Origin of the sequence: Inhella crocodyli (assembly GCF_004004565.1) — a bacterium.
Taxonomy (GTDB): Bacteria; Pseudomonadota; Gammaproteobacteria; order Burkholderiales; family Burkholderiaceae_C; genus Inhella; species Inhella crocodyli.
In genome coordinates, this window is sequence record NZ_SACM01000004.1 from 51,311 (window position 1) to 76,954 (window position 25,644).

The 25,644-nt window shown below is 71.0% G+C and carries 21 protein-coding genes and 1 pseudogene; 16 read left to right on the forward strand and 6 right to left on the reverse strand.

Annotated elements, in window-relative coordinates; all coding sequences use genetic code 11:
* Nucleotides 1-666: an orotate phosphoribosyltransferase gene (gene pyrE / locus EOD73_RS13455; protein ID WP_127683548.1), complete on the reverse strand. Its 666-nt coding sequence runs from the start codon at nucleotides 664-666 to the stop codon at nucleotides 1-3.
* A gap of 80 nt (nucleotides 667-746) precedes the next feature.
* Nucleotides 747-2,966 (reverse strand): TonB-dependent receptor, encoded by a 2,220-nt coding sequence (locus EOD73_RS13460; RefSeq protein WP_127683549.1) that lies wholly within the window; start codon nucleotides 2,964-2,966, stop codon nucleotides 747-749.
* A 153-nt stretch (nucleotides 2,967-3,119) separates the two neighbouring features.
* Here EOD73_RS13460 and EOD73_RS13465 point away from each other — a divergent pair, with 153 nt between their 5' ends.
* From EOD73_RS13465 to EOD73_RS13505, 9 genes are all read left to right on the forward strand, one after another.
* Nucleotides 3,120-3,902: an exodeoxyribonuclease III gene (locus EOD73_RS13465; protein WP_127683550.1), complete on the forward strand. Its 783-nt coding sequence runs from the start codon at nucleotides 3,120-3,122 to the stop codon at nucleotides 3,900-3,902.
* A gap of 25 nt (nucleotides 3,903-3,927) precedes the next feature.
* Nucleotides 3,928-4,902 carry a KpsF/GutQ family sugar-phosphate isomerase gene (locus EOD73_RS13470; protein ID WP_127683551.1) on the forward strand — a complete coding sequence of 325 codons (975 nt, stop codon included), beginning with the start codon at nucleotides 3,928-3,930 and terminating at the stop codon, nucleotides 4,900-4,902.
* Nucleotides 4,902-5,477 (forward strand): KdsC family phosphatase, encoded by a 576-nt coding sequence (locus EOD73_RS13475; RefSeq protein ID WP_127683552.1) that lies wholly within the window; start codon nucleotides 4,902-4,904, stop codon nucleotides 5,475-5,477. Before EOD73_RS13470 ends, EOD73_RS13475 begins: the two co-directional genes overlap by 1 nt.
* On the forward strand, nucleotides 5,477-6,181 hold the full coding sequence (gene lptC / locus EOD73_RS13480; RefSeq protein ID WP_127683553.1) for an LPS export ABC transporter periplasmic protein LptC: 705 nt from the start codon (nucleotides 5,477-5,479) through the stop codon (nucleotides 6,179-6,181). The genes EOD73_RS13475 and lptC overlap by 1 nt, the downstream gene beginning before the upstream one ends.
* A complete protein-coding gene (locus EOD73_RS13485) occupies nucleotides 6,178-6,969 on the forward strand; it encodes an SDR family oxidoreductase (protein WP_127683554.1) in 792 nt (263 codons plus the stop codon). The genes lptC and EOD73_RS13485 overlap by 4 nt, the downstream gene beginning before the upstream one ends.
* Nucleotides 6,970-7,195: 226 nt before the next feature.
* Complete coding sequence (locus EOD73_RS13490; protein WP_127683555.1) at nucleotides 7,196-9,487, forward strand: DOMON domain-containing protein; 2,292 nt, start codon at nucleotides 7,196-7,198, stop codon at nucleotides 9,485-9,487.
* Nucleotides 9,488-9,518: 31 nt separating this feature from the next.
* Nucleotides 9,519-10,469, forward strand: a complete 951-nt coding sequence (locus tag EOD73_RS13495; RefSeq protein WP_127683556.1) for a sodium-dependent bicarbonate transport family permease — start codon at nucleotides 9,519-9,521, stop codon at nucleotides 10,467-10,469.
* Nucleotides 10,466-10,768, forward strand: a complete 303-nt coding sequence (locus tag EOD73_RS13500) for a P-II family nitrogen regulator (RefSeq protein ID WP_127683557.1) — start codon at nucleotides 10,466-10,468, stop codon at nucleotides 10,766-10,768. Before EOD73_RS13495 ends, EOD73_RS13500 begins: the two co-directional genes overlap by 4 nt.
* Nucleotides 10,768-11,745 (forward strand): transglycosylase SLT domain-containing protein, encoded by a 978-nt coding sequence (locus EOD73_RS13505; protein ID WP_127683558.1) that lies wholly within the window; start codon nucleotides 10,768-10,770, stop codon nucleotides 11,743-11,745. The genes EOD73_RS13500 and EOD73_RS13505 overlap by 1 nt, the downstream gene beginning before the upstream one ends.
* A gap of 109 nt (nucleotides 11,746-11,854) precedes the next feature.
* Here the strand turns inward: EOD73_RS13505 and rbp are convergent.
* Nucleotides 11,855-12,211 (reverse strand): annotated as a pseudogene (rbp, locus tag EOD73_RS13510) (RNA-binding regulator); the annotation flags it as partial.
* A 171-nt stretch (nucleotides 12,212-12,382) separates the two neighbouring features.
* Here rbp and EOD73_RS13515 point away from each other — a divergent pair.
* The 5 genes from EOD73_RS13515 (at nucleotide 12,383) to creD (ending at nucleotide 17,348) form a co-directional block, all read left to right on the forward strand.
* On the forward strand, nucleotides 12,383-13,165 hold the full coding sequence (locus EOD73_RS13515) for a helical backbone metal receptor (RefSeq protein WP_127683560.1): 783 nt from the start codon (nucleotides 12,383-12,385) through the stop codon (nucleotides 13,163-13,165).
* A 21-nt stretch (nucleotides 13,166-13,186) separates the two neighbouring features.
* Nucleotides 13,187-13,810, forward strand: a complete 624-nt coding sequence (locus tag EOD73_RS13520; RefSeq protein ID WP_127683561.1) for a MarC family protein — start codon at nucleotides 13,187-13,189, stop codon at nucleotides 13,808-13,810.
* On the forward strand, nucleotides 13,807-14,460 hold the full coding sequence (locus EOD73_RS13525; RefSeq protein ID WP_127683562.1) for a response regulator: 654 nt from the start codon (nucleotides 13,807-13,809) through the stop codon (nucleotides 14,458-14,460). Before EOD73_RS13520 ends, EOD73_RS13525 begins: the two co-directional genes overlap by 4 nt.
* Nucleotides 14,461-14,543: 83 nt before the next feature.
* Nucleotides 14,544-15,971, forward strand: coding sequence for a two-component system sensor histidine kinase CreC (gene creC, locus EOD73_RS13530; RefSeq protein WP_127683563.1), 1,428 nt, complete (start codon nucleotides 14,544-14,546; stop codon nucleotides 15,969-15,971).
* Between the two features lie 54 nt (nucleotides 15,972-16,025).
* Nucleotides 16,026-17,348 carry a cell envelope integrity protein CreD gene (gene creD, locus EOD73_RS13535; RefSeq protein ID WP_127683564.1) on the forward strand — a complete coding sequence of 441 codons (1,323 nt, stop codon included), beginning with the start codon at nucleotides 16,026-16,028 and terminating at the stop codon, nucleotides 17,346-17,348.
* A gap of 68 nt (nucleotides 17,349-17,416) precedes the next feature.
* Here creD and EOD73_RS13540 read toward each other — a convergent pair whose 3' ends face one another.
* Nucleotides 17,417-18,799, reverse strand: a complete 1,383-nt coding sequence (locus EOD73_RS13540; RefSeq protein ID WP_127683565.1) for a leucyl aminopeptidase family protein — start codon at nucleotides 18,797-18,799, stop codon at nucleotides 17,417-17,419.
* A gap of 85 nt (nucleotides 18,800-18,884) precedes the next feature.
* On the opposite strand from EOD73_RS13540, the gene EOD73_RS13545 reads away from it, so the two are divergent.
* Nucleotides 18,885-21,302 carry a prolyl oligopeptidase family serine peptidase gene (locus EOD73_RS13545; RefSeq protein WP_127683566.1) on the forward strand — a complete coding sequence of 806 codons (2,418 nt, stop codon included), beginning with the start codon at nucleotides 18,885-18,887 and terminating at the stop codon, nucleotides 21,300-21,302.
* A 77-nt stretch (nucleotides 21,303-21,379) separates the two neighbouring features.
* Entirely contained in the window at nucleotides 21,380-22,075 is a 696-nt protein-coding gene (locus EOD73_RS13550) for a PA4824 family protein (RefSeq protein ID WP_127683567.1), read from the forward strand.
* A 31-nt stretch (nucleotides 22,076-22,106) separates the two neighbouring features.
* Here the strand turns inward: EOD73_RS13550 and EOD73_RS13555 are convergent, their stop codons facing one another.
* Together EOD73_RS13555 and EOD73_RS13560 are read right to left on the reverse strand one after the other, a co-directional pair.
* On the reverse strand, nucleotides 22,107-22,508 hold the full coding sequence (locus EOD73_RS13555; RefSeq protein WP_127683568.1) for a hypothetical protein: 402 nt from the start codon (nucleotides 22,506-22,508) through the stop codon (nucleotides 22,107-22,109).
* A gap of 26 nt (nucleotides 22,509-22,534) precedes the next feature.
* Nucleotides 22,535-25,642: an efflux RND transporter permease subunit gene (locus EOD73_RS13560; protein WP_127683569.1), complete on the reverse strand. Its 3,108-nt coding sequence runs from the start codon at nucleotides 25,640-25,642 to the stop codon at nucleotides 22,535-22,537.
* Nucleotides 25,643-25,644: the final 2 nt, after the last annotated feature.

A 25,644-nucleotide genomic window follows, 5' to 3' on the forward strand; every position in this document is an offset into this window, starting at 1 on the left:
TCAGGCCACCCCGTAGCGCTGGCGGTAGGCCTGCACCGCCTCGGCGTGCTGGCGGGCCTCCGGGGCGCTGTCCACGAAGCGCAGCAAGTCGGCCAAGCTGGCGATGGCGTGCACCGCCAGCCCATGCTCGCGCTGCACCTGCTGCACGGCCGATTCGGGCAGGTCTTGCCCGCCGGCCACGCCCTTTTCCTGGCGGTCCAGGGCGATGGCCACGGCCACCGGCGTGCCACCCGCGGCGCGGATCATGGCGATGCTCTCGCGCACCGAGGTGCCGGCGCTGATCACGTCGTCCACGATCAGCACGCGCCGACCCGCCAGGGGCGCCCCCACGAGCACGCCGCCTTCGCCGTGGTCCTTGGCTTCCTTGCGGTTGTAGGCGTAGGGCTTGTTGTGACCGGCACGGGCCAGGGCCATGGCCAAGGCGGCGGCCAAGGTGATGCCCTTGTAGGCCGGGCCGAACACGAGGTCGAACTCGCCCACGTGGGGCAGCAGGCGCTCGGCGTAGGCACTGGCCAAGCGATCGAGCTTGGCGCCGTCGTCGAAGAGGCCGGCGTTGAAGAAGTAAGGGCTCAGGCGCCCGGCCTTGGTTTTGAACTCGCCAAAGCGAAGCACGCCCGCCTGCACGGCAAAGGCGATGAACTCTTGGGCGGCGCGGTCCTGGGACATGGTCGGTCGATTCTAGGGAGACAAACAACAACGCCGCGCCCAGGGCGCGGCGTTGACGGGGGCGTTAACCCGGAGGCGCTTTAGAACATCGCCTTGAAGCTGATGCCGTAGGTGCGCGGGTCGTTGATGAAGCCGGTGAAGTTGTTGAAGTCGATCGCGCCGGTCGTGCGGATCTGGTTCGTCACGTTGCGGGCGAACAGCGCCGCTTCGTACTTGCCGTTGCCAAACACGTAGCCCAGGCGCACGCCGCCTTCGGTCAAGCTCTTGCCCGTGAATTCGACCGAGTCGTACAGGAAGAAGTTGACCTTCGAGCGGTAGGCCCAGTCGGTGAAGACGTAGAGCTCGTCGCCGCTGGCCAAGTTCCAGGTGTAACGCGCGGTCAGGTTCAGGGTGGTCTTGGGCGCTTGCGGCAGCTGGTTGCCGTTGATGTCGACCGTGGGCGCGAACTTGAAGGCCGCCGGGTTGGCCGGGGCGGTCACGCGGTCGCGCAAGGTGCAGCCGTTGCCGCAGGCGTCAACCTGCAGGTTGGGGTCCTTGAATGTGACGTTGTTGATGGAGCCGCCCACCGTCAGCAGCAGCTCGGGCACGGGCAGCAGCTCCAGGTTGAACTCGACCCCCTTGCCGCTGGTCTTCTTGGCGTTGATCAGGCGGTTGGCGTTGTTGCCACCGCCCACGGCCGTCAGCTGCTGGTTCTTGACCTCGTAGCTGAACACCGCGGCCGACAGGCGGGCCTTGCGCTGCCAGAACTCGCTCTTCAGGCCCAGTTCGAAGGACGTGATGTCCTCGGGCTTGGCCTGGCTCTGCGGGTTGAACTCGGCCGCCGGCTGGATGGACGAGGCACGGAAGCCCGTGGCCAAGCGGCCGTAGACGTTGGTGTCGCGGTCCAGCTTGTAGGCCAGCGAGGCGTCCCAGTTCCACTTGCTGTCGTCGGTCTTGGCCGTGACGCCATTGAAGGCCTGCAGGCGCGCCGGGTTGCTGCTGGTGGTCGACAGGTCTTTCTTGTCCTGCGTGTAGCGCAGGCCCGCGCGCAGCGACCAGCCGTCGCCCAGGTCTTGGTTGACGTTGCCGAACAGCGCATAGGCGCGGTTGTCTTGGCGGGTGCTGGTGGTCAGCGGGGTCAGCCAGTCCTTGGCCTCGACGACGTAGGTCTCGTCGAACAGGTACACGCCGGCCTGCCACTTGAAGCCGCCCTTGGCGGTGCTCTCCAGGCGGAATTCCTGGCTCAGCTGGCGGTGGTCGCGCAGGGCGTCGGAGGTCTCGACCGGGAAGGGGATGAAGCCCGGGCCCATCTGCGGCAGGAAGCTGGCGCCGAAGCCGCCGTCGATGTCACCGCGCGAGAAGGGCTTGACCGACTCGTAGCCGGTGACCGAGTACAGGTCGAAGCCGCCCAGCGCCCACTTCAGGCGGGCGCTGCCCCCGGTTTGGGTGAGCGTCTGCTCGTTCACGCCGTCGATGCTCATGCGATCGGGGCGGAAGCCGGCCACCAGGTCGTTGGTGCCCGGCTGGATGATGTTGGCGCGGAACAGGCGGGGGCTGCCGTCCAGGTCGCGGTGGTGCACGTTGAACAAGGCGCTGAAGTCCTTGCTCGGTTCGTACAGGGCTTGCAGGCGCACGGCGGTGTCGCGGTAGCCCTCGGTTTCCTTGGTAGGGCCGGCGGCGTAGGTGTTCTTCACCCAATCGCCACGGCGCTGGTTGAGCAGCGACACGCGGGCCGACCAATCGCCGCCCAGGGGCAGGTTGAAGGCGCCTTCCAGGTTCAGCGAGCCGTAGGTGCCGGCGCTGATGCTGGCGTAGCCGTCTTGGGCCTTGCTGGGCTTGACCGAATCGAACTTCACCACGCCGGCGGGGGTGTTGCGGCCGAACAGAGTGCCCTGCGGACCGGCGATCACTTCCACGGCCTTGGTGTCGAACACCGGGAAGCCCTTGAGGATGGGGTTCTCTTGGATCACGTCGTCGAACACCACGCTGACCGGCTGGCTGGCGTTCAGGCGGAAGTCGGTGTTGCCGTAGCCGCGGATGTAGAAGCGGGGGTAGGCGCGGCCGAAGCTCGACTCGATGTTCAGGCTGGGCACGCGGCCGCTCAGAAAGCGCACGTCCTGGCCGCCCGAGGCCAAGGCGTCGAGCTTGTCGCCGCTGACCTGCGACACGGCATTGGGCACGTCCTGGATGCGCTCGACGCGGCGCTCGGCCGTGATCACCACGGTTTCGAGCTGGGTCTTGTCCTTGGCGTCCGTGCTTTGGGCCAGGGCAGGCAGGGCGGCGGCCAGGCTCAGGGCCAACAGGGTGTAGCGAGGGGTCATGGGTGGAACTCCAGTTGGGGGCGCCGCTGCGGGCTGCAGGCCCGTCGGATGGCGGCGCGTCTCGGGGTGCGGCGATTCTGCCGAGGGCGCCCCGCCCCACGATGACGGCCGGCAGAATCTGCCCCCCACTGTTGCCCCCAGGAAACACCTGCCATGCGATTGATCACCGCCAACCTCAACGGCATCCGCTCGGCGGCCACCAAGGGCTTCTTCGACTGGCTCAAGACCCAGAAGGCCGATGCGGTGGGCGTCCAAGAGGTCAAGGCCCAGGGCGACGTGGTGGCCGGCGCCTTCGACACCTGCGGGCGCCTGCGCGGCCACTTCCACTACGCCGAGAAGAAGGGCTACTCCGGGGTGGGGATGTACGTGCACCACGAGCCCAGCGACGTGATCGTGGGCTTCGGCTCGCCCGAGTTCGACGCCGAGGGCCGCTGGGTGGAGGTGCGCTACGACAAGCCGGGGCGCAAGCTCAGCCTGATCAGCTGCTACTTCCCGAGCGGCAGCAGCGGGCCCGAGCGCCAGGAGGCCAAGTTCCGCTTTCTGGCCGCGATGGCCCCGCACCTGGCGGCCTTGAAGGCCGAGCGCGAGTTCATCTTGGTGGGGGATGTGAACATCGCGCACAAGGCCATCGACCTGAAGAACTGGAAGGGCAACCAGAAGAACAGCGGCTTCCTGCCCGAAGAGCGCGCCTGGCTGGACGCCCTGTTTGGCGAGGCCGGACTCGTCGACGTGTTCCGCACCTTGAACCAAAAGGAAGAGCAATACACCTGGTGGAGCCAACGCGGCCAGGCCTACGCCAAGAACGTGGGCTGGCGCCTGGACTACCAAATCGCCACGCCGGGGCTGGCCGCCACGGCGAAGAAGGAAAAGATCCACCTGGAGCCGCGCTTCAGCGACCACGCGCCGCTGATCGTCGACTACGACTTCGCGCTCTGAGGCCCTCGCTCACTAAACTGACCCCATGACCGCCGCCCCCCGCGCCATCGAGGCCGCCCGCGAAGCCCTGCGCATCGAAGCCGCCGCCCTGTCGGCCCTGGTCGACCGCGTCGGCCCCCCCATGGAAGCCGCCGTCGCCGCCGTGCTGGCCTGCCGCGGCCGCGTGGTGGTCATGGGCATGGGCAAGAGCGGGCATGTCGGGCGCAAGATCGCCGCCACCCTGGCCAGCACGGGCACGCCGGCCATGTTCGTGCACCCGGCCGAGGCCAGCCATGGCGACCTGGGCATGGTCACCCCGCAAGACCTGGTGCTGGCGCTGTCCAACAGCGGCGAGAGCGACGAGTTGGCCGCCATCCTGCCCGTGCTCAAGCGACTGGGCGTTACGCTCATCGCCATCACCGGCCGCGCCGAGTCGACCCTGGGCCGGCACGCCGACCTGGTGCTCGACTCCCGCGTCGACCAAGAGGCCTGCCCGTTGAACCTGGCCCCCACCGCCAGCACCACGGCGCAGATGGCCCTGGGCGACGCGCTGGCCGTGGCCCTGCTGGACGCACGCGGCTTCCGCCCCGAGGATTTCGCGCGCAGCCACCCCGGCGGCGCGCTGGGTCGGAAGTTGCTCACGCACGTGAAGGACCTGATGCGCAGCGGCGATGCGCTGCCCCGCGTGGCGCCCGAAGCTGCCTTCACCGACATGATGCGCGTGATGTCCGACAAGGGCCTGGGCTGCGCCGCTGTGGTGGACACCGACGACCGCCTGCTGGGCATCTTTACCGACGGCGATTTGCGCCGCTTGATCGAGCGCGGCCAAGACCTGCGCAGCCTCACGGCCGCCGAGGTGATGCACCGCACGCCGCGCACCGTCAGCGCAGAGGCCTTGGCCGTGGACGCGGCCGACCTGATGGAAGAGGCGCGCATCACCGTGGTCTTGGTGCTGGACGCCGACAAAAAACTGGCTGGCGCCATCGGCATCAACGACCTGATGCGCGCCAAGGTGATCTGATGCAGCCGACGCTGACCTTCCCGCCCGAACTGTTGCTGCGCGCCCAAGGCCGCGCGTTGGGCCTCAAGGCCGCGATCTTCGACGTCGACGGCGTGCTGACCGACGGCCGCATCTACATCGGCGAGCAAGGCGAGGCCTTCAAGGCCTTCAGCACCCTGGACGGCCACGGGCTGAAGCTGCTGCGCGCCGGCGGCATCGAACCCATCGTCATCACCGGCCGCGATGCGCCCGCCGTGCGTCGCCGCGTGGCCGACCTGGGCCTGGTGCACGCGCGCTTCGGCATCCACGACAAGCTGGCCGCCGCCACGCCGCTGCTGGCCGAACTGGGCGTGGACTGGGCCGACGTGGCCGCCATGGGCGACGACTGGCCCGACCTGCCCCTGATGACCCGCGCTGCGCTGGCCATCGCCCCGCCCCAGGCGCACGCCGAGGTGCGGGCCATCGCCCACCACGTCACCCAGGCCCCGGCCGGCTACGGTGCCGCGCGCGAAGCCTGCGACCTGATGCTGGTGGCCAACGGCCGCTACGGCGCGCTGCTCCAGGGCCACCTGACGACGCTGGACGGCGGACGCTGATGGCCCCGACGGACGCCTCCCCCCTCGCACCGCTGTCGGGTGCGGCCCGCGGCCGGGTCAAGCAACGCCAACCTTTCGTCTGGCGCTTGCAGGGCTGGCTGGGCCAGTACCTGCCGCTGGCCGTGATGGCCTTGTTGGCGGCCGGCACGGGCTGGTTGGTCAAGCAATCGCCCGCGCCCGAGGGGCCCACGGTGCCCATCCCGCCGCGGCACCAACCCGACTACGAGATGCAGGGCTTCGAGTTGCAGCGCTTCGACGCCCAAGGCCAGCCCCAGGCCTGGGTGCGGGGCGACGTGCTGCGGCACTACCCCGACACCGACCGCATCGAGATCGACGGCGTGCACCTGCGCGCCCGCAACACCGCCGGCCAATGGCTGGTGGTCCAGGCCGCCCGCGCCGAGGGCCCGCGCGACGGCAGCGTGCTGCAACTGAGCGGCCAGGTGCGCCTGATGCGCCTGGTGGCCGGCACCGAGCCGGGTGACGAGCGCGCCGAAATGCGCCTGGACACCGAGGCCATGGAGGTGCACGTGGACGCGCGCACCGCCCGCAGCCGCGCCGCGACCCAGGTGCAGACTGGGCAGGGCGCCCGCATGCAAGTGCGCGGGTTCGACTACGACCACGCCCAGGGCCTGCTGCGCTTTGGCGGGCCCAGCCGCACCGACCTCCCGCCCAAGGCCCTGCGTCCCGGACCCAACGCCCCATGACCGCCCTCGCCCTCCACCAGCCCGTCGTGTTCATCACCGGGGCCTCCAGCGGCATCGGCCAGGCCTTGGCATTGCGCTACTACCAAGCGGGCTACCGCCTGGCCCTGGTGGCGCGTCGCACCGGCGTGGTCAGCGACTGGGCCCACGCCCAATCGCTGGACCCCGCGCGCTGGGCCGTGTACGCCGCCGACGTGGCCGATGCCGCGGCGATGGCCGCCGTGGCGCAGCAGTGCATCGCCCAGCAGGGCCTGCCGGCCGTGGTCATCGCCAGCGCGGGCATCAGCATTGGCGTGGACACGGCGCTGGCGGCCGACCTGCCGGTGTTCCAGCAGGTCGTGACGACCAACCTCTTCGGCACCGCCGCCACCTTCCAGCCCTTCATCGGGCCCATGCGACAGCGCGGCAGCGGCGCGCTGGTGGGCGTGGCCAGCGTCGCCGCCATCCGTGGCTTGGCGGGCCACGGCGCCTACTGCGCCAGCAAGAGTGGCGTGGTGGCCTATTGCGAAAGCCTGCGCCTGGAATGCCGCGCGGCGAGCGTGAAGGTGGTGACCATCGTGCCGGGCTACATCGACACGCCCCTCACCCAAGGCAACGCTTACAGCATGCCGTTCTTGATGCCGGCCGAGGCCTTCGCCGAGCGCGCCTTCCGCGCCATCGCCGAGGGCGACAGCTACCGCGTCATCCCCTGGCAGATGGGCGTGGTGGCCAAGCTGATGCGCCTGCTGCCCAACGCGTTGTACGACCGCCTTTTCAGCGGCCGGGCCCGCAAGAAGCGCGCGGCGGACTGACTTTCCGCACGCTTGCTCGGGTCTGGGACGCTGCCTACACTGCGCGCCTCTCCCGACCGCCAGGGCCCCGCGCCCCAAGGAGGACGACATGCTGAAGGTGCTCCACCCCTGCTGAAGCCCTGAGCGGCGCACCCCGCGCCGCCACCGCCAATTCCCGCCGCGCCCTTGAACCGGGGCGCTTGCGTCGTCCCCTTCCCGAGGCCGCCCCCTGCGGCCGACCCACACCATGAACGCTTTCTTTCGCAGCGCTGCTGGCAGCGTCTTGCTGGGCGCTGCCGCGAGCTTCGCCGCGCCCCCCTTGCCCGGCCACGTGCTCGGGCCGCACGAAGCCCGTCCCCGCATCGACGGCCGCCTCGACGAGGCCGTGTGGCGCGAGGTGCCCGCCTTCGAGGCCTTCCGCCAGTTCCGGCCCGACTCACGGCCCGACGCCGGCGCCTACCGCACGCGCGTGCAGGTGCTGGTCGAGCCCCATGCGCTGGTGTTCGCCATCACCGCCACCGACCCCGAACCGGCACGCCTGCTGGCCCCGCTGCTGCGACGCGATCAGGTCTGGCCCGACCAGGACTCGGTGACGGTGTGGGTCGACGCCATGGGCCGGCAACAGATCGCGCAGTTTTTGCGCGTCAACCCCGCCGGCGTGGTCGCCGACGGCGTCTACACCGCGGCCACCGACGGCGAGGACGAAACGCCCGACTTCCTCGAGGTCGAGGCGGCGGCCCAGCGCACGGCCGACGGCTACACGGTGGAAATCCGCTGGCCGCTGATCAACTTGCGCTACGCCCAAGACGGCGGCCTGCCCTGGCGCTTCGCCTTCACGCGGCGCGTGCCGCGCGAGTTGCCCATCGCCCTGACCAGCACCGCCCGCGAGCGCCAGGACGCCAACGCCATCCGCGACATGCACACGCTGGACGCATTGGCCGAACTCCCGGCCAGTTGGCTGGAGGCCAGCCACCTGCGCGTCAAGGCCGAGGGCACCTGGCGGCGCACCGAGGCCGAGCGCAGCGCGCAGCGCGGCAACTTGGGCCTGGCCCTGCAATGGCGGCCGCGCGCCGACTGGGTGGTCGACGGCCTGTGGCGGCCCGATTTCTCCCAGGACGAACTCGACGCGCCCCAATTGAGCGGCAACACCCAGTTCGCCCTCTTCTTGCCCGAGAAGCGCGCGTTCTTTTTGGAAAGCAGCGACGTCGTGGGCCAGCAGCCCCCGGACGACTGGGGCCAAGCGCGGGGCCTGGCGGCGTTTTACTCGCGCGCCGTGGCCGCGCCCCGCGCGGGCCTGCGCGCCACCTGGCGCGGCGTGCACGACGAGGCCACCGCCCTGTTGATGCGCGACGAACCCGGCGGCACCTGGCTGCGGCCCGGGGCCTATGCCACTGACAGCGCCGACAACACCTTGCCGTCCACGCTGCTCTTCGCCCGCCACCGCTGGGGCCTGGGCCCCGACGGCGGGTCCGGCGCGCTGGCGCCCTTAGTCAGCCTGCGCGATTGGGGCGCCGGGCGCCACACCGCGGTGGCCGGCTTCGACGGCCTGTGGCACCTGAGCGCGACCGACCAGCTCAGCGGCCACCTGCTGCGAAGCCAAGACAGCACCGCCTTGGGGGCCGACGGGCAGCTGCAGCGCGCCGCGGCGCTGGGCAGCCACAACGCCTGGCTGCTGTGGCGGCACCGCGGCGAGCACTGGCGGGTCAACGCCCATTGGGAGTCCATCGGCGCCGGCTTCGTCAACGACAACGGGTTCGTGCCGCAGGCCGGCATCCGGCGCAGCACCCTGGAGACGGGCTACGCCCTGCACCCGCAGGCCGACACCTCGAGCGCCTTCCCGCTCTACGAGCTGGAGGGCACCCTGCGCCTGCAAGATGTGCGCACCCTGCGCGATGCACGCCGCGGCGTGCCCGCGGGCGAGACCGTGGGCCAGGCCGTGCAGCCCGGCTGGTTTCTGCTGGGGCCGCGCGACACCGAGCTGTGGGGCCACGCCAACCTGCAGCGCCTGCGCGCCCGCACCGGGGGCGCCTTGCACGCGGCGAACAGCCTGTCGCTGGGCCTGGGCACGCACCCCGGCCCGCGCCTGTCGTTCGTGAACCTGGAGCTGGAAGCGGGCCGCTTGCTGGACGTCGACGCCGACCGCGTGGTGCCCGGTGCGCACGGCTCGGTGTTTGTCAGCAACCGGCAATCGATCGGTGGCTGGGGCCTGCTGGCCGAGTGGCGCGCCGCGCGCAGCCGCTTGCAATCGCCCACCGGGGGCTGGGCCCTGAGCGAGCGCAGCAACGCGCTCAAGCTGGTGCTGCTGCCCTCGGCCGCCCAGGCCCTGCGCCTGGTGCACCAGCGCACGCGCAGCCAGCGGGTGGGCGAGGCCTTGCTGGCCGGCTGGGACGACCGCGACACCATCAGCACCCTGACCTGGCTGGCCCGCGAGGGGCCGCTGCGCAACTGGAGCGTGGGCGCCAGCCACGCGCGGCCCGCGGGCGAGCCCCAGTCGCGCACCGAGGTCTTCGTCAAATGGCAAGAGGGCTGGGGCCGCTGAGGCCTCTGCCGATTCGGGACAATGCCCGCCCATGTTCGATGTCGTGGTCCTCTTCTTCGCCCTCGGGGTCTTCGCGCGCTTGGTCAAGAGCGACCTGCGCCTGCCCGAGGCCCTGTACGAAACCCTCACCATCTACCTGCTGCTGGCCATCGGCCTGAAGGGCGGTTTGGAGCTCAGCCGTCAGCCGCTGATGGACCTGCTGCCCCAGGTGCTGGCCGTCGTGACCCTGGGCGCCCTGGTGCCCCTGGTGGTGGCACCCCTGCTGCGCCTGGCGGGCCTGAGTCCGGTGGACGCGGCCGGTCTGTCGGCCCACTACGGCTCGGTCAGTGTCGTGACCTTCGCGGTGGCCCTCACCGCCGTGCAGCGCGCCGGCCTGCCGCACGAGGCGCACGCCCCGCTGTGGGTGGCGGTGATGGAGGCACCGGGCTTGGTGGTGGGCATCGTGCTGGCGCGCCTGGCGCTCAAGCGGGCCGACGCCAAACAAGGCCGCATCCGCTGGGACCTGCTCGCGCACGAGGTGCTGCTGGGCAAGAGCGTGCTGCTGCTGATGGGCGGCCTGCTGATTGGCGCGGTGGCCGGTGACGCCGGCGTGGCACCGATCAAGGCGGTGTTCATCGACCCCTTCAAGGGCGTGCTGGCCCTGTTCCTGCTCGAACTGGGCCTGGTGGCCGGTGGCCAGCTCGGGGCGCTCAAGCGCCATGGCCTCAAGCTCGTGCTGGTGGGCTGCAGCTTGCCCCCGGTGCTGGCCCTGGCCGGCGCCAGCACCGGCCACCTGCTGGGCTTGCAAGCCGGTGGGGTCGCGCTGCTGGCCACGCTGGCGGCCAGCGCCAGCTACATTGCCGCGCCGGCCGCGTTGCGGGTGGCGGTGCCGCAGGCCAACACCGGCCTGGCCATCGCCTGCGCCCTGGGCGTGACCTTCCCGTTCAACCTGCTCGTCGGCATCCCGCTGTACCTGCACCTGGCCCCGCACTTCGCGCGATGAACAAGCACCCGAAAACCAAACTCACGTTGGTGGCCGAGGCCGCCTTGGAGCCGCGCCTGCTGGCCGAGTTGCGGCGCCACCAGGCCCACGCCTGGACCATCAGCGAAGTGCGCGGCGCCTTCCCCGAAGGCGACCGGGACGGCGACTGGGAGGCCGACCGCACGATCGAGGTCAAGGTGATCTGCGACACCGCCGTGGCCGACGCCATCGCCCAGGCCGTGCTCAGCAAGTACGCCCCGCACTACAGCGTGGTGCTGTACTTCAGCGACGTGACGGTGCTGCGCGCCGAACGCTACTGATGCGACAGGCGCTGTGGGCCCTGGGCCTGCTGGCCAGCGCGGTGCAGGCACAAAGCCCGGCGCCCGCGCTGCGCCTGGAAGACCTGCCGCGCTACACGCCGCCGCCGCAAGAGCAGGGCACGGTGGTGCCAGAGCAGGTGCTGCGCTGGCGCGAGGAGGCCATCGCCCTGGAGCACGGCGAGCACGGCCTGCGCGACCCCGAGCGCGCCGCCCAGCTCTACTGCCGCGCCGCACGCTTCGGGGACGCCGAATCGCAGTTCAACTTGGCCTGGATGCTGACCAACTCGCGCGGCATCCTGCGCGACGAGGCCCAGGCCGCGCACCTGTTCGCCGCGGCCGCCGAGCAAGGGATGCCCCAGGCGCAGAACATGATGGCCCGGCTGGGCGAGCCCTTGGGCCCCCCACCGCCCTGCTTGCGCCCGCCTGACGGCGACCCACCGCCCTTGGCCGCCAAGACCGCCCCCGCCAAAGGCGCCAAGCCCGCCGAGCGGCCCTGGCCCGCGCCCCCGGCCCAAGCGCCCGAGGTCATCGTGCGCTTCGTGAACCTGGTGGCCCCGGAGTACCAACTGGCCCCGGCCTTGGTGCTGGCCATCGTGGCCACCGAGTCGAACTTCAACCCCAACGCCGTGTCGCCGAAGAACGCGCAAGGCCTGATGCAGTTGATCCCCGACACCGCCAAGCGCTTCGGCGTGCGCAACCTGATGGACCCGACGCAGAACCTGCGCGGTGGCATGGCCTACCTGCGCTGGCTGCTGGCGTACTACGAGGGCGACATCAGCCTGGCCGCCGCCGCGTACAACGCGGGCGAGGGCGCGGTGAACCGCTACCGCGGCATCCCGCCCTACGCCGAGACCCGGCTGTACGTGCGCAAGATCCTGGCGCACCTGGGCGGCCGGCGCGACCACCCCTTCGACGCCAAGGTCACCGACCCCTCGCCCGCACTGGCCCTCATCCGCGGACCCAGCCGCTGGCAGTGACCGCGCGGCGCGCAAAAAGAAACGGGCGGCCCGCTGCTCGCAGGCTGCCCGTGTTCGGGGTGCCGCCCCGCAGGGCGGCTGTCGGCCTGAGGCCGACCGGCGATCAGTAACCGCCGCGGTCGTTGCCGCCGCGGTAGCCACCGCCACCGCCGCCACCGTAACCGCCGTTGCCACCCGGGCCACGGCCGTAGGGGCTGGCGAAGCCGGCAGGACGCGGCTCACGCGGACGGGCCACGTTCACCACGGCCGGACGGCCTTCCAGGGCCTGGCCGTTCATGCCGTTGATGGCGGCTTGCGCTTCCGCGTCGGTCGCCATTTCGACGAAGCCGAAGCCCTTCGAACGGCCCGTTTCGCGGTCCATCATGACTTTGGCCGAATTGACCGTGCCAAATTGCGCGAACGCTTGATGCAGGGATTCGTCGCGCACGCTGTAAGCGAGGTTGCCGACGTAGAGCTTGTTGTTCATGGGGATGCCCCTAACCTATTCAATGCACACAAAAACCAGAACGGAGCTTCAACCCATCACAACCAACGAATCAACGCATCCAACCGGCCGTTGCATTATTCGGGTCCTTCATGACGAATGACAGTCAAGTGCCGGTGGCTGTTGGTTTTATGCCCCGAGAGAAAACCCGCAATGCCCCCCAAAGCTAGGGATTTGGCCGCCCCCCGCATCGCCAGCCTGGTGCCTTCGGCCACCGAGTTGCTCGTCGCGCTGGGTCTGGGGCCCTGGCTGGTGGCGCGCACCGGCTTTTGCACCCACCCCCGCGCCGCGCTGGCCGAGGTGCCCAAGGTGGGTGGTACCAAAGACGTCCACCTGGCCCGCCTGCAGGCGCTGGCCCCCACGCACGTGGTGCTGAACGTGGACGAAAACACCGTGGCCACCTTCGACGCGATGGCCGACTGGGGCATCGAGCGGCTCGTCACGCACCCGCAGGGCCCGGACGACGTGCCGGCGCTCGTCGAGCAATTGGCGGCGCCTTTCGCCCACCTGCCCGGGGTGCGCGCGCGTGCCGACGCGCTGCGCGCCGAACTCGCCCTCGCGCTCAGCGAGCCGCCCCTTCACCCACCGCGAACGGTGCTGTACCTGATTTGGCGCGCCCCCTGGATGGGGGTGGCCCAGGACACCTACATCGCCCGCCTGCTGGCCCAGGCGGGCTGGTCCCCGTTGCCCGCGGTCCGAGGCGGCGAACGCGGTGCCGCCCGCTACCCCACCCTGGTGCCCGGGGACCCCGTGTGGGGGCAGGCGGACGAGGTCTGGCTGTCCAGCGAGCCTTACGCCTTCGAAGCGCACCACCTGGCCGAGGTGCAGGCCCTGGCGCCGCAAGCGCGCGTGCGCCAGGTGGACGGCGAGCTGTGCAGTTGGTGGGGCGCGCGCACGGCGGCCGGTCTGGCGTATGTGCGGAGCCTGCGCGACTGAGCCCGCCACCACAATCGCCGCATGGACCTCTACAAACCCCTGGTCGCCCTGCTGGCGATGGTGAACCCGATCGGCATCCTGCCCTTCTTCATCGCGTTCACCCAAGAATTCGACCGCACGCAGCGCAAGCAAACCATCCGCGTGGCGGCCTTCACCAGCTTCATGGTCATCGCTCTGTCGGCGCTGCTGGGCCTGAAGCTGATCGAGTTCTTCGGCATCTCCATCGCCAGCTTCCAGGTGGGCGGCGGCACCCTGCTGCTCATCACCGCGCTGCAAATGCTCAACGCCAAGCCGCCCGAAGGAGGGCAGGTCGAAACCGAGGGCGCCGGCGCCAACATCGCCGTGGTGCCCCTGGCCATCCCGCTGCTCACCGGCCCGGCCACCATTTCGACCATGGTGATCTACGCCCAGAAGTCCAAGCTGTGGTGGGAGCAGGCCGTGCTCGTGGGCTACGGCGTGGTGGTGGCTTTGGTGGTGGTGCTGGTGTTCAGCGCCGCCGGCAAGATCGCCCGGGTGCTGGGCACCACGGGCATCAACATCATGACGCGGCTCATGGGCCTGATCCTGGCCGCGCTGGCGGTGGAGTTGCTGCAAAGCGGCCTGATCGACCTGTTCCCGATCCTGGGGGCCAAGGGCGTCCGGTGATCCTGCTGCTGGAGGACGACCCGGCGATCGCGCAAACGGTGGTGTTCGCGCTGCAGCGCGAGGGGCTGGCCGTCGAGCACCACGCCTGGTTGGCCGGGGCCCGTGCGGCCTGGGCGCAGCGACCGCCCCGCGTGGCCGTGCTCGACATCGGCCTGCCCGACGGCTCGGGCTTGGACTGGCTCAAGGCCTTGCGCCAGCAGGGCGACGCCACCCCGGTGCTGCTGCTCAGCGCCCGCAGCGAGGAGCTCGACAAAGTGCTCGGCCTGGAACTGGGCGCCGACGACTACCTGGCCAAGCCCTTTGGCGTGCGCGAACTCGTGGCCCGCGTGCGCGCGCTGCTGCGCCGCAGCGCCGCGGCCCAGCCCGGACCAGCCGGTCTCGTGGTGGGCGAACTCGACGCCCACGTGCAAGGCCGCCGCCTGGACCTGACCCGGCGCGAACTCGCCCTGCTGCAGGCCCTGCACGGCGCGCAAGGCCGCACGCTCAGCCGCGAGCAGTTGCTGGACGCCGCCTGGGGCCCTGGCAGCGAGAGCTTGGACCGCACCGTGGACACCCACATCAAGACCCTGCGCGCCAAGCTGCGCGAGGCGGGTTTGGGCGACGACGCCATCCGCACCCACCGGGGCCTGGGCTACGCCTTGGACCGCTGAGATGGAACGACCCCCAGTCTCGCCGTCGCTCGCCACCCCCCAAGGGGGCGCTCAGTGGCTTCGGGCGGCCGGGCGCCACTGACATGCATTTGGGCTTTCGCGTCCTGCTCGCCTTCTTCGTGCTGAGCGGGCTCACCGCCTGGTTCATCCTGCGCGTGGTGCTGGGCGAGGTGAAGCCCAACGTGCGCGAGGTGATGGAGGACCTGCTGGTCGACACCGCCAACCTCGTGGCCGAGATGGCCGCCGACGACCTGGCCGCCGGCCGCGACTTGGCGCCGCTGGCAGCCCGCCTGCAGCGCTTCGGCCAGCGCGAGCTGAACGCGCAGATCTGGGGCCTGCAAAAGGAACGCCTGGACCTGCGCATCTACCTCACCGACGCCCAAGGCCGCGTGCTGATCGACACCGGCAGCCCCAGCGCCGTGGGGCAGGACTACGGCCGCTGGAACGACGTGCTGCGCACCTTGCGTGGCGAGTACGGCGCCCGCGCCACGCGCACCCAGCCCGAAGACGACGCCACCCTCGTGTTGCAGGTGGCCGCGCCGGTGCGCGACGCGCAAGGGCGCGTCATCGGCGTGGCCAGCGTGGGCAAGCCCGTGGCCTCGCTGGCGCCGCTCATCGCCCGCACCGAGCACCGCGTGTGGCGCCTGGGCCTGGCCCTGCTCGGGGCCTCGCTGCTGCTGGGCGGCGCCGTCACCGCCTGGCTGGTGTGGAACGTGCGCCGCCTGCGCACCTACGCCACGCAGGTGCAGGCCGGCAGCGCGCTCCAGGCCCCCGTGCTGGCGGGCGAGCTGGGCGAGTTGGCCCAGGCCATGGACGCCATGCGCCGCCGGTTGGAGGGGCGCGACGACTGGGAGCGCCGCGTGCGCGCGCTGACGCACGAGTTGAAGAGCCCCCTCACCGGCCTGCGCGGCGCCGGCGAGCTGCTGCAAGAGCCCCTGCCCGACGCCGACCGCGAACGCTTCGCCCGCCAGGTGGTGGAGCAAAGCGACCGCCTGCACGCGCTGGTCGAACGCCTGCTGGCCCTGTCCAAGCTCGAAGCCCAAGGCGCCCCCAGCACCACGCCCACGCGCCTGGACGAGGCCCTGCGCCAGGCCCTGCGCGAGCTGCGCCCGCGCTGCGAGCAGCGGGAGTTGCGGGTGGTCGAGCTCCAGCCTTGGCCCGCCGTGACGGTGGATGCCGACCCCGAGGCCCTGGCCCTGCTGCTGCACAACCTGCTGGGCAACGCCGTGGACTTCGCGCCCACCGGCAGCGCGATCGAGCTGGACCTGCAGCGCCACGGCCTGGATGCCACGCTGAGCCTGCGCGACCACGGCCCGGGCGTGCCCGAGGCCCTGCTGGCGCAACTGGGCGAGCCCTTCGTGGCCAGCACCAAGCCCGACGGCCGCAAGGGCAGCGGCCTGGGCCTGGCCATCGCCCGCCAGGTGGCCACCCTGCACCGAGGGCGCCTGGCCTTCGACAACGCGCAGCCGGGTTTTCGCGCGCGCTTCACGCTGCCTTCACACAGCCCCTGATCGCTTCACAGGCCCGGCCGAGCATGGCCGCTTCTCAACACCAAGGAGCGATGCATGCGACGGGAAGCGTGGGCCAAGGCCCTGGGCTTGATGGCGGTGGGGCTGGGCCTGACGGTGGTGCTGGCCCGCATCGATTGGCTGGTGACCGAGCGGCAAGCGCGACAACAAGAAGCGCAAGAGCAAGTGGCCCAGGCCACCGCGGGGCCGCAGCTCATCGCCGGGCCCTACCTGCGGCGCGAGTGCACCGAAGAATGGACGGCGGTGGAAACCACCGACGACGCACGGGGCAAGCTGGAGCGCCGCAGCCGCCAACGGCGCGACTTCGCACTGCGCAACACGCCGGCCTCGCTGCAAGTGCAAGGCGAACTCAAGCCTCAGCAGCTGGAGCGCGGCCTGTTCAAGGTCAACACCTTCGTCGCGCCGCTGCACCTCAGCGCCCGGTGGGACAGCGCACCCGACCTCAGCCCGCGCAGCGACAAACTGGAAGGCAGCATGCGCTGCGGGCCGGTGGCAATCACGCTGGACGTGTCCGACGCGCGCGGGCTGCGCAGCGTGGGTGTGTTGGCACAGGGCGCCGCGCTGAACGCACGCCCTGGCAATGGCAGCGGCGGTGCCGGCCTGCACGCTGTACTGCCCCCCAGCCCCGCTCAGCCCGAGGGCCCGCTTCAGGTGGACCTGCGTCTGGAACTGCTGGGCACCGAATCCCTGCGCCTGCTGCCCGCCGCCAACGCGGTGCAAGCCCAGATCCGTTCGGCCTGGCCGCACCCCAGCTTCCACGGCCGCTTCTTGCCGGTGGACCGCAACGTGAACGACACCGGCTTCACCGCCACCTGGCGCGTCACCGAGCTGGCCAGCACCGCCGCCGCCGATTTGCGCGCCGGCAAGGCCAGCGAGGACCTGCTGGGCGTGTCGCTGATCGACCCGGTCAGTCCCTACTCCTTGAGCGACCGCGCCCTCAAGTACGGCTTCCTGTTCATCGCCCTGACCCTGGCCGCCGTGATGCTGGCCGAGCTGCTGGGCCGCCACCGCCTGCACCCGGTGCAGTACGGCTTCGTGGGGCTGGCGCTGGCGCTGTTCTTCTTGCTGCTGCTGGCGCTGTCGGAGCACCTGGCCTTCGGCATCGCCTACGCGCTGGCGGCGGCCGCGGCGTCCACCTTGCTGGCGCACTACGGGCGCGGCCTGTTCGGGCACTGGCGGGGCGGCGCACTGCTGGGCGCGGGGGTGGCGCTGCTCTATGGCGCGCTGTACGTGGTGCTGAACCTGGAGAAGGCCTCGCTGCTGCTGGGCACCCTGTTGCTGTTCGCCCTGCTGGCCGCCGCGATGCGCGCCACGCGCGACGTGGACTGGTACCGCTTGGGGCAGCCTGCGGCCCACTGAAGTCCACCGAGCACCCATGAAAAAGCCCGCCGGGTGGCCTCGGCGGGCTTTTGCGCGTGGGGTCGGCCTCAGGCGCTGTAGCGGCGCTCCAGCCAATGCAGCAGGGTGCGAATCGTCTGCGCCTCGCCACCCACGGGGCGGCCCGGGCGGGCCAGCGGGTTCCAGGCGAAGAGGTCGATGTGCAGCCAGGGCTGGTCGGCGGGGATGAAGCGTTCGAGGAACAGGGCCGCGGTGATGGCGCCGGCCAGCGGGCTGCTGCCGCTGTTGCTGATGTCGGCCACGGGCGTGTCGATCAGCACCTGGTAGCCCTGCCACAGCGGCAGGGGCCACAGCGGGTCCTTCTCGGCCAGGCCCAGGTCGGTCAGCTCGCGGCCTTGGGCCGTGTCGCGCGTGAACAGCGCGGGCAGCTCGGCGCCCAGGGCCACGCGGGCGGCGCCGGTGAGGGTGGCCATGTCCACGATCAGGTCGGGCTTGCCTTCGGCGGCGTAGGTCAGCGCGTCGCACAAGATGACGCGGCCTTCGGCGTCGGTGTTGCCGATCTCGATGGTCTGGCCGCTGCGCGTGCGGAAGATGTCGCCGGGGCGGAAGGCGTTGCCGCTGATGGCGTTCTCCACCGCCGGGATCAGCAGCTGCAGGCGCACCGGCAGCTTGAGCGCCATCACCAGCATGGCCAGACCGATCGCGTTGGCCGCGCCGCCCATGTCCTTCTTCATCAGGCGCATGCCGTCGGCGGGCTTGATGTCCAAGCCACCACTGTCGAAGCACACGCCCTTGCCCACCAGGCTCAAGAGCGGCGCCTTGGCGTCGCCCCAGGTCAGTTCGATCAGGCGGGGCTGGCGGTCGGCCGCGGCGGCGCGGCCCACGGCGTGGATGGCGGGGAAGTTGGCCTTCAGCAGGGCCTCCCCCTCCCACACCTTGACCTTGGCCTTGTGCGCCTTGGCCAGCACCTTGACCGTGGCCTCCAGGTGCTGCGGGCCCATGGCCTCGGCGGGGGTGTTGACGAGGTCGCGCACGGCCGTCATGGCGCCGGCCACGGCGATGCCGCGCTCGGCCTCGGGGCCCTGCGCCAGCAGCAGCTCAGCGCCCACGCGGCCGCGGGCTTTGTAGGCGTCGAACACGTAGTCGCCCAGGCTCCAGCTCAGCGCGGCGGCTTGGGGGTCCACGGCCAGACCGTCGGCGTGCAGGCGGTAACGGCCCGTGGGCAGGCTCTGGGGCAGGGCGGCCAAGGCGTAGGGGTCGTCGCCCGCGCGCACGCCGGCCAGCACCAGGGCGAGTCCGCCCTTGTCGTCGGGCAGCAGGGCGTGGCTGTCGGCCTTGCCGGTGAAGCCCACGGTCTTGGCCCAGGCGCGCTGCGGCGCGCTCAAGGCCTGGCTGTCCTTCGCCCAGGTGGCGGTGCTGGTGACAAAGATCGGCGTGCTGGCGGGCAGCTTCTTGGCGAGCGTGACGGTCATGGCGCGGTGCGGTGTGGGGGTGAAAAGCGGCATTCTCCGGCCCGCGCTGGTAGCGTGCCGGCTTTCCAACCGGAACCCCTCCCCCATGCCCAAGCTCCCGCGTTTCAGCGCCCTGGCGCTGGTCGTCGCCGGCCTGTGGGCCAGCGCCCCCGTGCTGGCCCAGTCGCCCACCTACCAAGAGCCCTCGGCCGCCATGCGCGCGGTGCTGGACGCGCCGGCCCTGCCGCAGCACAGCCTGTCGCCCGACCAGCGCTGGCTGGCCAGCGTCACGCTGCGCCGCCACCGCCCCGTGGCCGAGCTGGCCCGCCCCGTCACCCGCCTGGCCGGCCTGCGCCTGGACGCCCGCGCCAACGGCCCGGCGCTGATCAGCCCGATCGAGGCCCTGAGCCTGAAGCCCGCCACCGGCGGCGCCGAAGTGCCCGTGCCCCTGCCCGCGGGCGGCGGCTTCCACGGCCTGCGCTGGTCGCCCGACGGGCAGCGCCTGCTGCTGAACCGCCGCACGGAGGCCGGCACCGAGCTCTGGGTGGCCGAGGTGGCCAAGCCCGTGCTGCGCCGCCTCCAAGGCGTGTCGGTCAACCAGGTGCTCGACAACGACCCCGCTTGGCTGGGCACCGACGAGTTGGTGGTGCTGAGCGTGCCAGCCAAGCGCGGCGCCGCTCCTGTGGCCGGGGCCCCCACGGGCCCGACCATCCAAGAGTCCATGGGCAAAACATCGCCCGAGCGCACCCTGCAGAACCTGCTGACCAACCCGCAGGACGAGGCCCTGTTCACCCACCTGGCCACCAGCCAGCCGCTGCGCGTGAACCTGAAGACCGGCGCCACCCGCCCCATCGGCGCGCCCGGCCTGTACACCCGCGTGCAAACCGTCGGCAACGCCAGCGCGCTGCTCACCGAGCGCCTGGTGCCGCCCTTCAGCTACCAAGTGGCCTGGAACGACTTCCCCACGCAGGTCAGCGTGCTCGACCTGAACGGCAAGCCCCTGCGCGAGCTGGCCCGCGTGCCGCTGAAAGAAGGCGTGCCCGTGGAAGGCGTGGTCACCGGGCCGCGCCAGTTCTGGGCCTCGCCCCTGGCCGACGGCGCCGTGTACTGGGTCGAAGCCCTGGACGGCGGCGACCCCGCCACCAAAGTGCCGCACCGCGACCGCCTGATGCGCCTGGACGCGCCCTACACCGGCGAGGCCCGCGAGCTGCACAAGACCGCCGGCCGCCTGATGGGCCTGAACTTCGCCGAAGGCGCGGCCCGCGCCATGGTCAGCGAGTACGACCGCGACCGCGTGTGGCTCACGGTCGACTGGCTGGCCCTGGACGGCAGCGCCGCCCCGCTGCGCCTGCAAGACCGCTCCCTGCGCGACCGCTACCGCGACCCCGGCCAGCCGCAATTGCGCGTGCTCACGGCCAACGGCCGCGCGGTGATTCGCCAAGACCAAGGCGCGCTGCTGCTGGCCGGTGCTGGCGCCAGCCCGGGCGGCGACCGCCCCTTCCTCGACCGCTTCGAGCTCGCCACGCAAAAGGCCACGCGCCTGTTCCAGGCCAGCCCCACGCATTACGAGCAAGCCGTGGCCCTGCTGCCCAGCGGCCAGTTGCTGACGCGCCGCGAAACCTTCGCTGAGCCGCCCAACCTCGTGCTGCGCAGCGGCGATGGCTTCGCCGACATGCAGGCCCTCACCGCCAACGCCGACCCCACGCCCTCCTTGCGCGGCATCCAGCGCGAGCGCATCCAGTTCAAGCGGCCCGACGGCGTGCAGCTCAGCTTCTGGCTCTACCTGCCCCCGGGGCACAAGGGCAAGAACGCGGGCGACGCCCGTCCCACCTTCGTGTGGGCCTACCCGCAGGAGTTCACCGACGCGGCCACGGCCAGCCAGGTCAGTGGCAGCACCAGCCGCTTCAACACCTTCGGCAGCACCAACCCGCTGATGCTCTTGCTCGACGGCTACGTCGTGCTGATGGACGCCACGATGCCCGTGGTCGGCGACCCCAAGACGGTGAACGACAGCTTCATCGAGCAGATCACCGCCAACGCCCAGGCCATCATCGACAAGGCGGTGGAGCTGGGCGTGAGCGAGCGCGACAAGATGGTCGTCGGCGGCCACAGCTATGGCGCCTTCATGACGGCCAACCTGCTGGCCCACACCGACCTGTTCAAGGCCGGCATCGCCCGCAGCGGCGCCTACAACCGCACGCTGACCCCTTTCGGCTTCCAGGCCGAGCGCCGCACCCTGTGGGAGGCCCCGAACAGCTACCTCAAGCTGTCGCCCTTCTTGGTGGCCGACAAACTCAAGGAGCCCATCCTCTTGATGCACGGCGAGTCCGACGACAACCCCGGCACCTTCCCCATCCAAACCCATCGCCTGTACCAGGCCCTGGCCGGCACCGGGGGCAACGTGCGCTTCGTGAGCCTGCCCTTCGAAGGCCACGGCTACAGCGCCCGTGAGAGCCAAGGCCACGTGCTGTGGGAAATGAGCGAGTGGATGAAACGGCACACCGGGGGCGTGCCCGCTCGCTGAGGCGCCCGAGTCCGCCCATACTGGGGCCTCCAACCCGGCCGGGTTGGAGGCCTTTTTCATGCAATGGGGAGACTCCGATGAACCGAGTTCGATCCGCGGCCGCCTTGGCCCTTGCTGGCGCGCTCAGCGCCTGGACCCCGACGGCGATGGCCGGTGCGCCCATGGCCACCGAAGACGCCGACGTGCTGGCCCCGAGCGAGTGCGAGTGGGAGAGCACCGCCAACCGCACCACCGTGAGCGGCTTCAGCGTCCGCACCCTGGCCACCAAGGCGGGCTGCGGCCTCGTGCCTGGCACCCAATTGGCCTTCGGCCTGGCCCGCACCACGGCCGAGGGCGAATCGGCCAATGGGCTGGGGCTCACCGGCAAGACCGCCCTGATCCCTCGCCGCGACGGCGGCTTCGGCCTGACCCTGGCCTACGGCTTCGCCTGGGCCAAAGAACCCGGCGACAGCCTGCGCTACGCCGCCACCACGGTGACGCTGGTGGCCAGCCAGGGCGTCGGCGATTGGACCTTCCACGGCAACCTCGGCGTGACGCGATTCCGTGCCGAAGGCGACAGCCGCAGCACCTGGGCCTTGGGCGCCGAATACGCGCTCAGCCCCGCCGTGTCGGCCTTGGTGGAGACCTACGGCAGCGAAGGCAACGGCAGCGCCTGGGGCGCGGGCCTGCGCTGGGCGGCCAGCCAGTCCTGGAGCTTCGGCCTGATGGCCTCGCAGACCCAGCGCAGCCCCAAGGCCAAGGACGTGCTGCTCAGCGCCAAGCTGGCGTTCTGAAGCGGGAGGCCGCGCTCGCGCGCGGCCCCGTTCACTTCAACTCGAAGCGCACCGCGGCCGGCTTTTGCCCGGCCAGCGTGATCGTGGCCAGCACCTTGCTGCCCGCGCCCAGCTGGAAGGGCCCTGCCGCTTCCAAGGCGTTTTTGCCCGTGGGCTTGAGCACGGCCTCGGTCTTGGTTTTGCCGGTCAGCAGCGTCAGCTTGCCGGTGGCGCCGGCCGTCGCCGTGGGCTGGCCGTGGTCGCTCACGTAAATCACCAGGCGCTCGGGCTTGGCCACCAGCTCCCAGTCTTGGTGGCCGATCAAGGTCATCACCCCGCCGTGGCGCGGTTGGTGGTCTTTGGCGTGGTCGTGCACGTGGGGCTCGCTGGCCGCCACGGGCGCGGCGGCCAACGCCAACAAGAGGGGCAAGGCCAGGGCAAAACGGTTCTTCATGGCAAGGTTCTCCAAGGGGTGGGGCATCAATAGACCTGCCCGTCGGCGTCGGCCGCCAGGCGTTCGATGGGGGCGCGCCCGAAGCGCCAGACCATCGCGGGGGTGAGGAAGCTGTCGAGCAAGGTGGCGCTGACCAAGCCGCCGAAGATCACCACGGCCACCGGGTACAGCACCTCGGTGCCGGGCTGACCGGCCTCGAACAGCAGCGGGGCCAGGGCCAGGGCGGCCACCAAGGCCGTCATCAGCACGGGGGTCAGGCGCTCCAGCGAGCCGCGCGTGAGCATGGCCGTGTCGAAGCGCTCGCCCTCGAAGGCGCACAGGTTGATGTAGTGGCTGACCTTCAAGATGCCGTTGCGGATGGCGATGCCGGCCAGGGTGACGAAGCCGATGAGCGCCGCCACCGACAGCGGCTGGCCGCTGAGCTTGAGCCCGATCACCGCGCCCACCAGGGCCAACGGGATGTTGGCCATGATCAAGAGCGTCAACACCCCGCTGCGGTAGCGGCTGTACAGCACCAAGAACACCAAGGCGGCCGACACGAGGCTGAGGAGCCCGATCAAGCGGCTGCTTTCTTCCTGCGCCTGGAACTGGCCGCCCAGCTCGATGAACATCCCTTCGGGCAGGCGGTGCTGGGCCACCACGGCGCGAAGCTCGGCCACCACCTCGGACAGCGGGCGCTGCGAGGCGTTGGCCGAGATCACGATGCGGCGCCGGCCGTCGTCGCGGCTGATCTGGTTGGGGCCGTCGCCCTCGACGATGGTGGCCAGCCGGCTCAAGGGCACGCGGCCCGCGGGCGTGTCGATCAGCAGTTGCGGCAGGGCCTGCAGCGTGCGCGCCGGGTCGCCCAGGCGCAGCACCAGGTCGAAGCGGCGGTTGCCCTCCACCACCTGCGTCACGCGCTCGCCGTCCACCAACTGCTGCAGCTCGGCCAGCAGGCGACCGGGTGGCAGGCCGTAGGCGCGCGCGGCCTCGTGGTCCACGCGCACCTGGATCTGCGGTGCGAGCACCTGCTTCTCCACCTCCAGGTCGGCGATGCCCGGGATGCCCGCCAGCTTCCCCCGCAGCGCCTCGGCCTGGCCGCGCAAGGTGTCCAGGTCCTCGCCGAAGACCTTGATGGCGATGGCGCTGCGCACGCCCGAGAGCATGTGGTCCAGCCGGTGCCCGATGGGCTGCCCCACCGCGATGGCCGCGGGCAGGGGGCTCAGGCGCAGGCGAAGGTCGGCCAGCACGGCCTCCAGCGGTCGCGTGCTGCGGCGCAGGGCCACGTCCAGCTCCGACACGTGCACGCCCTCGGCGTGCTCGTCCATCTCGGCACGGCCCGAGCGCCGGCCGACGTGGACCACCTCGGGCACGACCTTCAGCAGCCGCTCGGCCTGCCGCGCCACCCGCACCGACTCGGCCAGGGTCGTGCCCGGATTCAGCCGCAGGCCGATGACGAGCGAGCCCTCGTTGAAGGGGGGCAAGAAGGTCGTGGGAAAGAAAGGCACCAGGGCCACCGCCCCCATGACCGCCAACGCGCCCGCCGCCAGCACGGCGCGGGTGTGCGCGAGCACCCAGCCCAGCGCCACGGCGTAGCGCGCCTTGAGCCAGCGCACCAAACGGGGCTCGGCGTGGTCCAAGGTCTTGAGCTGGGGCAGCAGGTAGTAGGACAGCACCGGCGTGAGCGTGATCGACACCAGCATCGACGCCAAGATGGAGGTGATGTAGGCCACGCCCAGGGGCACGAACAAGCGCCCCTCGATGCCCGGCAGCAAGAACAGCGGCACGAAGACCAGCACGATCACCACCGTGGCCACCACGATGGCGCTGCGCACCTCCAAGGTGGCTTTGGCAATCAAGGCCACGGCGCTCAGCGGGGTGGCCGCTTGCCGGTTCTGTTTGAGGCGGCGCAGCACGTTCTCCACGCCCACCACCGCGTCGTCCACCAACTCGCCAATGGCGATGGCCAGGCCGCCCAGGGTCATGGTGTTGATCGACAGGCCGAAGTGGCGGAACACCAGCACCGTGGTCAAGATCGACGCCGGAATCGCCACGAGCGAAATCAGCGTGGTGCGCGCGTTGGCCAGGAACAGGTAGAGCACGACGGCCACGATGGCCGAGGCCGCCATCAGCTTGCCTTGCAGGTTGCCGATGCTGGCTTCGATGAAGCTGGCTTGCCGGAAGGTGACCCGCGGTGCGGCCATGCCCGCGGGCAGCGAGGGCTTCAGCGCCGCCAGCGCCGACTCGATCGATCGGGTCAGCGCCACCGTGTCGGCCCCGGGCTGCTTCTGCACGGCCAAAACCACGGCGGGCTGCCCGTTGAAGCCAGCGTCGCCCCGCTTGATGGCGGGCGCGAAGCGCACGGTGGCGACCTGGCTCAGCAGCACCGACTGGCCATGGACCCACGCCACCGGCAGCTGCTGCAGATCCTCCAAGCGCGTCGTGCGCCCCAGGTGGCGGATCAGGTACTCCCGCGCGTTCAGCTCCAAGAAGCCGCCGCTGCTGTTGCTGGCGTGGCCTTGCAGGGCCGCGCGCAACTGTTCCACGCCGACCCCCAGCTGCGCCATGCGCACCGTGTCGGGCTGCACTTGGTACTGCCGCACCTCGCCGCCGATGGGCACCACCTGCGCCACGCCCGGGATGGCCAGCAAGCGCGGCCGCAGCACGAAGTCGGCGTACTCGCGCGTCGCCATGGCGCTGATCTTGGTGTCGTCGATGGGCAGCGCCACCAGCATCACCTCGCCCATGATGGAGCTGATGGGGCCCATGGCCACGTGCTGCACGCCCGCCGGCAGGGCCTCGCGCGCCGTGTCCAGGCGCTCGCCCACCATCTGCCGCGCGCGGTACAGGTCCGTGCCCCACTCAAAGGTCACGTAGACGAAGGACAGGCCGACCGAGGACACCGAGCGCACGGCCGTGACGCCGGGCAGGCCGCTCATGGCCTGCTCCAGCGGCAGGGTCACCAGCTGCTCGACCTCCTCCGGCGCCATGCCGCCCGCCTCCACCTGCAGGGTCACCTGCGGGCGGTCCAGGCTGGGGAAGACGTCCACCGGCGTGCGCGTGAGCGTGATCGCCCCCAGCGCCATCATGGCCAGGGCCACGGCCAGCACCAGCAGGCGGTTGCGCAGGCTGCTTTGAACCAGAAAGTCGAACATCG

Excerpts from the sequence above, each read along its gene's own strand:
- pyrE (WP_127683548.1), bottom strand. The coding sequence starts at position 666 with ATGTCCCAGGACCGCGCCGCCCAAGAGTTCATCGCCTTTGCCGTGCAG.
- EOD73_RS13460 (WP_127683549.1), bottom strand. The coding sequence starts at position 2,966 with ATGACCCCTCGCTACACCCTGTTGGCCCTGAGCCTGGCCGCCGCCCTG.
- EOD73_RS13465 (WP_127683550.1), top strand. The coding sequence starts at position 3,120 with ATGCGATTGATCACCGCCAACCTCAACGGCATCCGCTCGGCGGCCACC.
- EOD73_RS13470 (WP_127683551.1), top strand. The coding sequence starts at position 3,928 with ATGACCGCCGCCCCCCGCGCCATCGAGGCCGCCCGCGAAGCCCTGCGC.
- EOD73_RS13475 (WP_127683552.1), top strand. The coding sequence starts at position 4,902 with ATGCAGCCGACGCTGACCTTCCCGCCCGAACTGTTGCTGCGCGCCCAA.
- lptC (WP_127683553.1), top strand. The coding sequence starts at position 5,477 with ATGGCCCCGACGGACGCCTCCCCCCTCGCACCGCTGTCGGGTGCGGCC.
- EOD73_RS13485 (WP_127683554.1), top strand. The coding sequence starts at position 6,178 with ATGACCGCCCTCGCCCTCCACCAGCCCGTCGTGTTCATCACCGGGGCC.
- EOD73_RS13490 (WP_127683555.1), top strand. The coding sequence starts at position 7,196 with ATGAACGCTTTCTTTCGCAGCGCTGCTGGCAGCGTCTTGCTGGGCGCT.
- EOD73_RS13495 (WP_127683556.1), top strand. The coding sequence starts at position 9,519 with ATGTTCGATGTCGTGGTCCTCTTCTTCGCCCTCGGGGTCTTCGCGCGC.
- EOD73_RS13500 (WP_127683557.1), top strand. The coding sequence starts at position 10,466 with ATGAACAAGCACCCGAAAACCAAACTCACGTTGGTGGCCGAGGCCGCC.
- EOD73_RS13505 (WP_127683558.1), top strand. The coding sequence starts at position 10,768 with ATGCGACAGGCGCTGTGGGCCCTGGGCCTGCTGGCCAGCGCGGTGCAG.
- EOD73_RS13515 (WP_127683560.1), top strand. The coding sequence starts at position 12,383 with ATGCCCCCCAAAGCTAGGGATTTGGCCGCCCCCCGCATCGCCAGCCTG.
- EOD73_RS13520 (WP_127683561.1), top strand. The coding sequence starts at position 13,187 with ATGGACCTCTACAAACCCCTGGTCGCCCTGCTGGCGATGGTGAACCCG.
- creC (WP_127683563.1), top strand. The coding sequence starts at position 14,544 with ATGCATTTGGGCTTTCGCGTCCTGCTCGCCTTCTTCGTGCTGAGCGGG.
- creD (WP_127683564.1), top strand. The coding sequence starts at position 16,026 with ATGCGACGGGAAGCGTGGGCCAAGGCCCTGGGCTTGATGGCGGTGGGG.
- EOD73_RS13540 (WP_127683565.1), bottom strand. The coding sequence starts at position 18,799 with ATGACCGTCACGCTCGCCAAGAAGCTGCCCGCCAGCACGCCGATCTTT.
- EOD73_RS13545 (WP_127683566.1), top strand. The coding sequence starts at position 18,885 with ATGCCCAAGCTCCCGCGTTTCAGCGCCCTGGCGCTGGTCGTCGCCGGC.
- EOD73_RS13550 (WP_127683567.1), top strand. The coding sequence starts at position 21,380 with ATGAACCGAGTTCGATCCGCGGCCGCCTTGGCCCTTGCTGGCGCGCTC.
- EOD73_RS13555 (WP_127683568.1), bottom strand. The coding sequence starts at position 22,508 with ATGAAGAACCGTTTTGCCCTGGCCTTGCCCCTCTTGTTGGCGTTGGCC.
- EOD73_RS13560 (WP_127683569.1), bottom strand. The coding sequence starts at position 25,642 with ATGTTCGACTTTCTGGTTCAAAGCAGCCTGCGCAACCGCCTGCTGGTG.